Origin of the sequence: Cellulomonas sp. ATA003, assembly GCF_031582905.1 — a bacterium.
GTDB lineage: Bacteria > Actinomycetota > Actinomycetes > Actinomycetales > Cellulomonadaceae > Pengzhenrongella.
Genome location: NZ_CP133990.1, coordinates 3,750,849 through 3,761,175 on the forward strand (window position 1 = coordinate 3,750,849; position 10,327 = coordinate 3,761,175).

At 74.6% G+C, this 10,327-nt stretch carries 8 protein-coding genes and 1 pseudogene; 5 read left to right on the top strand and 4 right to left on the bottom strand.

The window, feature by feature from the left end:
• Positions 1–161: 161 nt before the first annotated feature.
• The gene (locus REH70_RS18560; RefSeq protein WP_310749627.1) at positions 162–452 is read right to left on the bottom strand and encodes a hypothetical protein; all 291 of its coding nucleotides are present in this window, start codon (positions 450–452) and stop codon (positions 162–164) included.
• A gap of 157 nt (positions 453–609) precedes the next feature.
• Between REH70_RS18560 and REH70_RS18565 the strand changes: the two genes are divergently transcribed.
• Both REH70_RS18565 and REH70_RS18570 read left to right on the top strand, forming a co-directional pair.
• The gene (locus REH70_RS18565; RefSeq protein WP_310749629.1) at positions 610–825 is read left to right on the top strand and encodes a helix-turn-helix transcriptional regulator; all 216 of its coding nucleotides are present in this window, start codon (positions 610–612) and stop codon (positions 823–825) included.
• Positions 822–1,334 (top strand): hypothetical protein, encoded by a 513-nt coding sequence (locus tag REH70_RS18570; protein WP_310749631.1) that lies wholly within the window; start codon positions 822–824, stop codon positions 1,332–1,334. Before REH70_RS18565 ends, REH70_RS18570 begins: the two co-directional genes overlap by 4 nt.
• Before the next feature lie 49 nt (positions 1,335–1,383).
• Here REH70_RS18570 and REH70_RS18575 read toward each other — a convergent pair whose 3' ends face one another.
• Positions 1,384–1,794: a PPOX class F420-dependent oxidoreductase gene (locus REH70_RS18575; RefSeq protein WP_310749633.1), complete on the bottom strand. Its 411-nt coding sequence runs from the start codon at positions 1,792–1,794 to the stop codon at positions 1,384–1,386.
• 86 nt (positions 1,795–1,880) lie between these two features.
• Here REH70_RS18575 and REH70_RS18580 point away from each other — a divergent pair, with 86 nt between their 5' ends.
• A complete protein-coding gene (locus REH70_RS18580) occupies positions 1,881–2,804 on the top strand; it encodes an NADP-dependent oxidoreductase (protein ID WP_310749635.1) in 924 nt (307 codons plus the stop codon).
• On the opposite strand, the gene REH70_RS18585 is transcribed toward REH70_RS18580, so the two are convergent.
• Positions 2,788–4,746, bottom strand: a complete 1,959-nt coding sequence (locus tag REH70_RS18585; RefSeq protein WP_310749638.1) for a hypothetical protein — start codon at positions 4,744–4,746, stop codon at positions 2,788–2,790. The two genes, REH70_RS18580 and REH70_RS18585, sit on opposite strands and share 17 nt — an antisense overlap.
• Positions 4,747–5,099: 353 nt before the next feature.
• Here REH70_RS18585 and REH70_RS18590 point away from each other — a divergent pair, with 353 nt between their 5' ends.
• Positions 5,100–6,461 (top strand): MFS transporter, encoded by a 1,362-nt coding sequence (locus REH70_RS18590; RefSeq protein WP_396134775.1) that lies wholly within the window; start codon positions 5,100–5,102, stop codon positions 6,459–6,461.
• 31 nt (positions 6,462–6,492) lie between these two features.
• Here REH70_RS18590 and REH70_RS18595 read toward each other — a convergent pair whose 3' ends face one another.
• On the bottom strand, positions 6,493–9,030 hold the full coding sequence (locus REH70_RS18595) for a helicase-associated domain-containing protein (RefSeq protein WP_310749641.1): 2,538 nt from the start codon (positions 9,028–9,030) through the stop codon (positions 6,493–6,495).
• Between the two features lie 295 nt (positions 9,031–9,325).
• Here REH70_RS18595 and REH70_RS18600 point away from each other — a divergent pair.
• Positions 9,326–10,204: pseudogene (locus tag REH70_RS18600) on the top strand (exodeoxyribonuclease V subunit gamma); the annotation flags it as partial.
• Positions 10,205–10,327 lie beyond the last annotated feature (123 nt).

Genomic DNA, 10,327 nt, shown 5'->3' on the forward strand with positions numbered 1-10,327 from the left:
GGTCGCTGCCGCCCGGTGCCTGCAGGCGGGTGAACGCAGGAGTCAAGCCCGCGTCCGGGCACGCGTCCAGCCGAGGCGCCCGTCGGCCGTGGGCGGGTCACCCGTGTGCGCGGATCACCGCGAGGGCGGACCCCTGGAAGCCCCGGTGCCGACGTCGCCGATCAGCGCAAGGGGTACCAGCGGTTGCCGAACCGGCGGGTGACCCGGCTGGTCTCCACGACGACCAGCTCCGCCACCCGCGCCACGACGGCCTGCCCGACGTGCGCGGCGGTGAGGTCGTCGGGCGACTCGTACCGGACGGTGACGCGAGGCTGCCCGCGGACCACCTCGACGGTGCCGGCCTCGACGGTGGTGTGCTCCCCGGCGGCGTCGATCGCGGCGGGCAGGACGTCCGCGGGGTCGGTCCCCCGGTGCAGCACGCCGGGGACGAGTCGGACGCGGTAGGACGGCACCGGTCGAGCGTACGGGCGCCCCGAGTGCTCGGTCGCCCGTCGTGGATGTCCTCCGCTACGCCATGGGTGTTGTGCCACTTGCAGTAATACTGCTACGAATAGTCACATGGGCCGACAACCTCGCACCGACACCGACCGTGTCCATGACCGCATCGCGATGCTCCGCGCGGAGCGCAAGGTGAGTCGCAAGGACCTCGCCGAGGCCGTCGGCGTGCACCCCCAGACCATCGGCTACCTCGAGCGGGGCGAGTACAGCCCGTCCCTCGCTCTCGCGTTGCGCATCGCTCGCTACTTCGACCTCCCCGTGGAGGCCGTCTTCTCCCTCGACCCGCTCCCCGCGCTCAGCCACGAGCTCTACCGGAGGACACGATGACCAGTCAGCCTGCGCAGACCTTCCTGTCCCGAGCCGTCGAGGACGGCCGCTACGACTGGACCCGCTCCGTGCGCGTCCGGCGCCGGCTCGTCCTCGCCGAGGTCGGGCTCCTGACCGCTCTGCTCATCGGGGCGGTCGTGGCCTCCACCACCGACGACGGCTGGACGGCGCCGTACCTCGTCGCCTGGGTGGTCGGCATGTTCGGCTTCATCCCTCTGCACTCGCTGCTCAACACCGGCATCCGGTGCGTGTTCGACCGCAGCCCCCGCTCCCTCGACGAGCACCAGCGCCGGCTGCGCGAGCAGTCGACCGCCGCGATCCAGTGGCCCGGCGCGGTGCTGACCGCGCTCGCCCTCGTCGGCGCCGTCGGGCTCGCGGAGCTCACCGGTCACACGACGCTGGGCCTCGGGGTCGGGTTCCTGCTCTGGTTCGCCGCCACCCTGCTGGCGTACTGGCACCTCGCGTGGACGCTGCCCGACGAGGACGACGGCTTCGACCTCGACGCCTGAACCTGCGCGCCCGGTCGGCCGGACCCCCGGCTCGACGCGAGAGGTCGGCTCAACCGCTCACGGTCGGGCCGGCCTCCTCGGGCGTCAGCACGAGGACGCACCGCTGCTCGCGCTGCATCGCCGCGCGGTAGCCGTCCCAGTCGTCGTGCTCGCCCGCGGCGAGGCGGTAGTACTCGACGAGCAGGTCCATGGCGTCCGGCAGGGACACCACCTCGACCGTCCCGGTGACCTGCACCCACTCACCGAAGAACCGGTCGGTGAAGACGCACACCGACGCGCGCGGGTGCCGGCGGACGTTGCGCGTCTTGACCGCCGCCTCCCGGGTGCTGATGAGGAGTCGCCCGGCGTCGTCGGCGACGACGAGCACCGGCGACTGCTGGGCGTCACCGGTGCGTCGGCGCGTGGCGAGGACGGCGCGGCCGTGGCTGCGGATGAAGTCGAGAGCGTCGTCGATCGTCATCGGTCAGGGGTACCACGGAGGTCGAGGTGACGTCCCGCACCCCGGCAGCCGGAAGAGGACCGCCGGGTCGACGGTTGCCCACCCACATGAGAGCCATCGCCTACTCCCGCTACGGCGGCCCCGACGTCCTCGAGCTGACCGACCTGCCCGACCCGAAGGTCGGCCCCGACTCTGTCCTCGTGCGCGTCCGCGCGACGTCCGTCAACCCGGTCGACTGGAAGGTCCGCGAGGGCTACCTCGACGGCATCATGGACACGGTCTTCCCCGCCGTCCCCGGCTGGGACGTCGCCGGCGTCGTCGAGCAGATCGGCCTGGACACCCCCGAGCTCAGCGTCGGGGATGAGGTCTACGGCTACGTCCGCAAGGACGTCGTCAGCGGCGGGACGACGGCCGAGCTGGTCGCCGCACCCGTGCGCACGCTGGCCCGCAAGCCGGCGTCGCTGTCCTTCGAGGAGGCGGCGGCCGCGCCGCTCGCCGGGCTGACCGCGTACCAGGCGCTGCGCCGCCTCGGAGTCGGCGAGGGCGACACGGTCCTGGTCCACAACGCCGCGGGCGGCGTCGGCACCTTCGCGGTGCAGATCGCCAGGGCGTGGGGCGCGCGCGTCATCGGGACGGCGTCACCCGCGCGGCACGACTTCGTCCGCAGCCTCGGCGCGGAGCCGGTCCCGTACGGCGACGGCATGGTCGAGGCCGTCCGCGCGCTCGTGCCCGACGGCGTCGACGTCGTCGCGGACTTCGTGGGCGGCGGCACCGCGAGGACGACGCCCCAGGTCGGCGCCGCCGACGTGCGGCTCGGCTCCATCGCCGACGCCGACGTCGCCGAGCTCGGCGGGACGAACTTCTGGGTGCGCCCGGACTCGGCGGACCTCGCGGCGCTGGGCGAGCTGATCGACTCCGGCGCCGTCACGGTGCACGTCGCGGAGGTGTTCCCGCTGGAGGAGACCGCCGCGGCGCACCGACTCAGCGCGACCGGGCACGTGCAGGGCAAGGTCGTCATCCGGGTCGCGTGACCCGGCCGAAGAATGCCCCAGTGGCCCGCGGGAGCTTCTCACCACGGGCCACCGGCGTCTGTGGGGCCGTCCGGCCGCGGGTCTCAGCGGCCGGTGATCTGGGCCGCGGTCGCTCCGGTGAGGCGCGAGACGACGGCGACGGCGTCGTCCCAGTACCTCGCGTAGTGGTTGGGGTCGGCGTTGCGCTGGACGGTGTGCGCGACCCGGGTCGGCGGCATCGCGTCGCGACCGCCGACCCGCTCCAGCGCGCTGAAGAAGCCGGTCGCGCTCGCCGCGGGGTCCATCCGCTGCGCGAGCGTCCCCAGGCGCCGTTGTCGCGCTGCTGGAACAGGCCGCGGCTGTCCGGGCCGGCGGTGTCGCCGTGGCCCAGCACCCTGAGCGACGACTCCCCCATCGCGGTCATGACACCGATCGTCTGGTCCCGCAGGGACAGACCCATCCGCCTGCCTGCGGTGAGGATCGCGCCCGCGTTGTCGAGCTGGACGCCGCTGTAGCCGGCGACGGACCCGGTCGAGGTCGTGTGGGTGACCTCCGTCGCGAGCGCTGCGGCGAACCGGGACGCGGACGACGACGCCGGGGCGGCGCCGCTCCGACCGGCCACAGACGGCGCGGCGGAGGCCGTGGTCACCGACGTGTCCGACGCCGTGACCGGCTGCGGACGCAGCGACGCCAGGGTGCCCTGGATCGTCGCGATACGGCTGCCGATCGCTGCGATGCCGTCCACGTGCGCTCCCCGTCCCGTCGCCGTCCGCGTCCTCATCGGCCGCCCGGAACGGGTCTTGAGGGCCTGCCGGGCGACGACGGGCCGCCCGAGGTCACACGTCCGCGCATCCCTCCTCGTGCGGGAGGAGGGTCGGAACCACACGTCGTACCGCACGCCGTCCTGGTCGAACTGGGTCGTGAAGCCGGCGCCGACGAGAGCGTCGTGCAGCGTCGCGGCCTGCTCCCCGTCCACGAGCACGCAGTCGTGCGCGTCCGCGAGCGGCACGTCGATGGGCCACGGCAGCACCTGACGTGCCAGGCCGTCGTCCGGCGCGGGCATCGTGCCTGCCGGGTCGGTGGCCTCGCTCGGCGCGGGGGCGCCGGTCGTCTCACCCGTGACGTCATCCGGCGCCGGTCGCGCCATCACGGCGAACGCGGGGATGTCGTACGACGAGCCCTCGCCCGTCGTCCCGACCAGCTCGTGCGCACGGGACACGAACGCCGCCAGCTGGGCGCGTGCGGCTCGCTCGGCCTCGGTGAGGCCGGGCAGCGGCTCGGCACCGGGCAGGTCCGGGGTGGGCGCCGGCTCGGCGTCGTCCACCATCCCGTCGTCCACCGCCCCGCTGTCGTCGACCGCGCCGTCGTCGACCGTCCCGTCCTCCGCGGACCCCGTCCCCACGTCGCCGTCGGCCATGCCGAGGGCCTCGGCGGCGTGCGCGTACGTGCGGCCGTCGACGTGCAGGGTGACGAACGTCGTGGGCGCGTCGGCGACCGGCGGGTGCCCGTACTCCGGCGCGTCGTCGTCGAGCAGGCCGGCGTCGCGCGCCGCCGTGACGAGTGCCTCGACCGTGGCGTCGTCGAGGTCCTGGCGCAGCAGGTTCGGCAGCGTCGGAGGCGGGTAGATGGCGATCTGCGGGCCGTGGGTGATCGCAGCCCCGTCGGGGTAGACGGTGAGCTCCGGGACGCTCGCGAAGTCCCACCCCATGAGCACGAACCCGCCGCTGCGCTCGATCTGCAGCAGCGGCCGGTCGGCGTCGGCGACGACGTCGCCGGACGTGCCGGGTGTCGGGGTGCCGGCGGAGCCGGGGACGGCCGCGCTCGCGCAGCCGGCCATCGTCATGACCGCGGCGAGCGCCGTCGCGACCGGGAGCTGTCGGGGGCGGCGTCGGCGGCGGGCACGGGGTGCCCCGCCGGATTCCTCGGGCCGGCTCGCGTCGGGCCGGATCGATGCCGTGCTCATCACGTCCTCCTCATGTCCGTGCCGGACGTCGTCGGGCCGGACGTCGTCCCGGGCCGGGGCGCCGGGACCGCGGGTCCGCAGGGGACGCCCACCCCGTACGTGTGCGCGGCGCGCAGGTTCTTGCACGGCCGGCCCCTGCTACCGAGTGCCGACGGGTGGGCCTCCGGGGGTGGAGCGGTGCGGGGGGTCGTACGGTGGTGTGCGCCGTCGGCGCCGCGCCGACGCCCCCGGCCGCCGCATCGCCGCCGCCGGAGGAGAACCGAAAGAGGCCCCCGCTGAGCACCGCCGACACGACCACGACCTCCGACGGCGTCGGCTTCCGCTCCACCCGCGGCCCGATCCTCATCGCGATCATGATGACGACGAGCCTGGTCGCCATCGACTCCACGATCCTGGCGACCGCCGTCCCGACGATCGTCGCGGACCTCGGCGGGTTCACGAGCTTCCCGTGGCTGTTCTCGATCTACCTGCTGACGCAGGCCGTCTCCGTGCCGATCTACTCCAAGCTCGCCGACACCGTCGGTCGCAAGCCGGTCATCCTGTTCGGCGTCGGGCTGTTCCTGCTCGGGTCGATCCTGTGCGGGTTCGCCTGGTCGATGCCCGCGCTCATCGCGTTCCGCGCGGTCCAGGGGCTGGGCGCCGGGGCCGTGCAACCCATGGCGATCACGATCGCCGGGGACATCTACACGGTCGCCGAGCGCGCGAAGGCGCAGGGCTACCTGGCGAGCGTGTGGGCCATCTCGGCCGTGGTCGGCCCGACGCTCGGCGGGGTCTTCTCGGAGTTCGCGACCTGGAACTGGATCTTCTTCGTCAACATCCCGCTGTGCGGGCTCGCCGGGTGGCTGCTGGTCCGCCACCTGCACGAGACCGTCGAGCGCGAGAAGCGCCGCATCGACTGGCTCGGCGGAACCCTGCTGACCGTCGGGGTCAGCCTGCTCATCCTGGCGCTCCTCGAGGGCGGGAACGCGTGGGCGTGGGACTCCCCGATCAGCGTCGGGGCGCTGACGACCGCCGTCGTGCTGCTCACCGTGTTCGTGCTCGTCGAGCGCCGCGCCGTCGAGCCCGTGCTGCCGCTGTGGGTGCTGCACCGCCGGCTGCTGGTCGCCACTGCCCTGATCAGCATCGGCGTGGGTGTCATCCTCATCGGCCTGACGTCGTACGTCCCGACCTTCCTCGAGGCGCTCCTCGGCGTCTCACCGCTGGCGTCCGGCCTGACCCTCGCGATGCTGACGATCGGCTGGCCGATCGCCGCCACGCTGTCCGGCCGCATCTACCTGCGGATCGGCTTCCGCTCGACCGTCCTCATCGGGGCGGGGATCGTCGTCGCCGCCACCAGTGCGCTGGCGGTGCTGTCGCAGACGCCGTCGATCCTGTCCGTGGGCCTGTGCTGCTTCGCGGTCGGGCTCGGCATGGGGCTGGTCGCGTCCCCGAGCCTCATCGCGGCGCAGTCGAGCGTCGGCTGGAGCGAGCGCGGCGTCGTGACGGGCGCCAACATGTTCGCCCGGTCCGTGGGCAGCGCCGTCGGCGTCGCCATCCTCGGGGCGATCGTCAACGCCCGGCTGGGCGGCGCGGAGGCGCTGGAGGAGCCCGAGCTGTTCGGCGACGCCGTCAACGGGGTGTTCGTGTCGGTGATCGGTGTCGCGATCGCGGTCGTGCTCGCCGGGCTGCTCATGCCGCGGGGGCAGCGGGCCGACGGCGCGGTGCCCCCGGCGTGAGCCCGCGGCCGCACGTCCGGCGGTCCTGCACCTAGCCCGCACCCGGGACGGCCGAGATCGCGAGTATCCGGGACAGCGTGAAGGACCGTTGGTCCTCGCGCAGGTGGCACCACGCGAACAGGCTCCCGCCGAGGAGCTGGAGGTCGGACAGGAGCCGGACCGTCACGCCCCCGGACGACGATCGGTACCGGACGGACACCGGCAGCCCGTGCACGAGCGCGTGCGCGAGCTGCCGCACCTCCGCTGCTCCGAGCCGCAGGCCGTTGTCCCGCAGTCGGTCCTCCACCGCCGCCAGGTCGTTCCGGTGCGACCCTTCCTCACCCCGCACCAGCCGCTGCGCCGCACCGTCAGGAGTGTCCTCCCGCGGTGGCAACGGCGGGCTGCCGAGGAGAGCCGCTGTCTGCTCCCGGGCCCACCGACGGAGCACCTCGTCGGCGTCCTCCGATCCCACCTCCGGCGAGCGGGACGGATCAGGTCCGTCCGGGACGGCCAGGGCTGCGGTGCCGTCGGCGCCCGTCCGTGGGTGCAGTGCGCGCAGGCCCACCACCGGGCTCCCGTCGTCGGACACCTCGACCGGCAGGAACCCGGCCGAGCGCAGTGCCGTGAGCACATGCGGTACGGGCAGAGTGGCGACGAGCACGGTCGGCGCCACCTGCCTCAGGCCGAGGTGCCGCAGGCCCCGGTGCGTCAGCACCTCGGCCAGCAGCGCCGCGTCCTCGCCGGTCAGCACCGTCGCCGCGGAGCTCACGCGCAGATGGCCGTGCCGACGCTCCACGTCGCGGACGAGGTAGTCGACGGGTTGCGGCACGGTCCCGCCGATCGTCTCGAGCGCGGACAGGACGGCGTCAGCCGTCAGACCGCTGTCCAACGCCTCTCGCACGCTCGCGGCGGTCAGGCGCCACGTGCTCGCCGCACCTCCTGCCTCACGCACCGCGACGGCGTCCAGGACGTCCACGACCGTGGGGTCCGGGCTTCCCGGGACCACGACGGTCAGGTCGGAGCCGATCAACGCGCGCCGCTGCACCGCCGGCAGCACCGATGTCAGCACGGCCTCGAGGTCCTGGGGGCCGCCGCGGAGGACCGCCCGACCGATGTCGGTGCACGCGCCGTCGACCACGACGCCGAGACGTTCGGCCTCCGCCCACGTCCGCGCAACCCACTCGGGTGACCACGGGTCTGCGGCCAGGGGAAGACGCCAGCGAACCGCCTCGACCAGAGCGTCGGTCGAGGCGATGCCGACACCGTCGTCGAGGTCGGCAGCCGCGGAGACCAGCACCGCCCTGATCCCCGTGGGATCGCGTACCTCGGCGAGGGAGGTCAGGGCAGGCCGGGTGCGCCCGTCGGCGTGGCGGTCCACCGTCGCGATCGTCGGCAACCCGAACCACGCCCGCAGGAGGGCTCTCGCCCGCTGCGGTGGGGTCTCGCCGCGCCAGGCGGCGAGCTCCGTCGCCGCCACGAGGCTGCGCCCGCTCGCCGTCACCAGACCCACGGCGGTCGCGATCTCGAGGACCAGGCGCACGTCGTCGGTGGTCGCGCCGACGGACCTCGCCACCCGCTGCACCTCACGCGCCCCCACCCCGCCCGACTGCAGCAGCGTGAGCGGTTCGCGGGCCACGAGCTCGAGCACCGCCATCGCCGCACCCAGCCACTCGGTCACGGCACCGCCGGCTGCCGAGGCGAGCGACCGTGGGGGCACGGGTGCCGTGGGCACCGCGGGCGGCTGTGCGCGGAACGGCACGCAGAAGCGCGGTGGTGCGAGCGCGACGAAGACCTCGGCCGGGAAGGTCACCGATGTCGAGTACGGCTCCGTCGGGTAGGCCAGACCGTGTTCGACCGCCCAGGCCCACGCCGCACGCTCGCGACGGAATGCCACCGGGTCGAAGGGTGTCGGCGCGTCGTCGGCCTCGGGCTCGGCCTCGGTGCCGTCCGCGGTCCAGACCGCGGTCCGGGCGCGGTCCAGCGCCCGCCGCACCGACTCGAGCAGCACGTCGGCGACCTCGGGCTCGGCCTCGCTGACAACACGTCGGACATGGACCGGGTCGGCAAGACGCCCCGCGACGGCGTCGACCAGGTCGGCCTTGCGCTTGGCCACGTCCATCCCCCACGCCCGTGTCACCTTCATCAGCTCGGTCGCCGGGATGCCGACGAGAAGCGCCCGCGCCGGAGGGGCGAAGGCGAGCGGCGCCGTGAACACCGCACGGGCACCGGGGTTCACGGCGAGCACACCGCCCTGCCCCGGGACCACCAGGGCCGCCGAGATCATCCCGTCGATGACGGCGCGGACGTCGGCGTCGTGCGAGTCGGGAGCCGTCGAGCCGTCGAGGAGCCGCGCGACCGCCTCGACGGAGGCGCCGTCGCCCAACGCCGTCACCACCTCGAGCACGGCGAGCCACGGCGCGGCGAGTCCCGTGATCGCGTGCGTGACCGAGGCGGGGTGCTCGAGCCGCTCGGCGAGGTCCTCGAGGTCGGCGACCGGCACGCCCCACAGGACGTCGGGCCGCAGGCGCAGGCACGTGGAGAGCTCGTCGGCGTCGAGCGTGGTCAACCAGCTGAGCAGAGTCGGGGGCACCCCCTCATCGTGTCCCGGAGCCGGAACCGGCGTCATCCCGGTCCGGCAGGCCGGTGGATGGTCCACGGCGCCGGTCGCCGGAGATCACGGGGGACCTGAGCGGCGCCGAGGGCGACGTGGACCTGCGGTCCAGGATGTCGGAGGCCGCAGGTAGCGTGCCCGCGACGGGCACCGACGCCCGGCACCGAGATCTCGGCCGGAGAGCGACCGACCACTCGCGTCGAGGGAGGAGGGCACCGTGCTGCGACTGCACCGGTCCGAGCGCGCGGACGCGCTGGTGGCACCGCTCGCCGACGTGCTCGCGGTGGCTCCGGACGACCCGTTCGCCCTCGACGTCGTCGCCGTGCCGACCCGCGGCGTCGAGCGGTGGCTCGCCCAGCGGCTGTCGCACCGCCTCGGCGCCGGGCCCGCACCTGAGCCCGGGTCGGAGTCCGGGTCCGGACCCGAGGGCGGCATCGCCGCCGCCATCCGCTTCGACTCCCCCGGCCGCCTGCTCGACGACGTCGCCCACACCGTGCTCGGGACCGGCCACACCGCCGACGACGACCCGTGGTCACGGGACCGCCTGGCCTGGCACCTGCTCGACGTGATCGACGCGTGCGCGGGCGAGCCGTGGTGCAGCCCGCTCGGTCGTCACCTGGGCACCGACCGCGACCCGGACGACGTCCGGCGCGGCCGCCGCATGCAGGTCGCCGCGCACCTGGCGGGGCTGTTCACCTCCTACGTGACCCAGCGGCCCTCGATGCTCACCGCCTGGGCCCGGGGCGACGCGGAGGACGGCGCGGGAGCGCCGGTCCCGGCCGACCTCACGTGGCAGGTCCGGCTCTGGCAGCAGCTGCGCGAGCGGCTGGGCACCGCAAGCCCGGCGGAGCGGCTCGGTGACGTGGTGACGCGCCTGCGGGACGACCCCGACGCGGTGGGCCTGCCCCCGCGGCTGTCCGTCTTCGGCGCGACCCGGCTGGCCGCCGGCCCCGTGCGCGTGCTCTCCGCACTGGCCGCGCACCGGGACGTGCACCTGTGGCTGCCGCACCCCTCGCCCGTGCTGTGGGACGCCGTCCGGCGGGCGGCCGGGTCTGCGTCCGGAGCGGCGCCGACCGGGGCAGCGCCCACCGAGGCAGCGCCGACCGGGGCGGCGCCGGTCGCCACGCCGCGCCGCACCGAGGTCGCGGTCGCCGCGGAGCACCCGCTGCTCGCGTCGATGGCCCGCGACGCCACCGAGCTCGGTCTGCGGCTGACCGCGACGGGCGACGTCGTCGACACCCACCACCCCGCACCCGAGCCGCCCCCACGCTCCTCG

What these genes read in the sequence shown, in the direction of transcription:
- REH70_RS18575 (WP_310749633.1), bottom strand. Translation starts at nt 1,794, where the DNA reads ATGACGATCGACGACGCTCTCGACTTCATCCGCAGCCACGGCCGCGCC.
- REH70_RS18570 (WP_310749631.1), top strand. Translation starts at nt 822, where the DNA reads ATGACCAGTCAGCCTGCGCAGACCTTCCTGTCCCGAGCCGTCGAGGAC.
- REH70_RS18565 (WP_310749629.1), top strand. Translation starts at nt 610, where the DNA reads ATGCTCCGCGCGGAGCGCAAGGTGAGTCGCAAGGACCTCGCCGAGGCC.
- REH70_RS18590 (WP_396134775.1), top strand. Translation starts at nt 5,100, where the DNA reads ATGATGACGACGAGCCTGGTCGCCATCGACTCCACGATCCTGGCGACC.
- REH70_RS18580 (WP_310749635.1), top strand. Translation starts at nt 1,881, where the DNA reads ATGAGAGCCATCGCCTACTCCCGCTACGGCGGCCCCGACGTCCTCGAG.
- REH70_RS18585 (WP_310749638.1), bottom strand. Translation starts at nt 4,746, where the DNA reads ATGAGCACGGCATCGATCCGGCCCGACGCGAGCCGGCCCGAGGAATCC.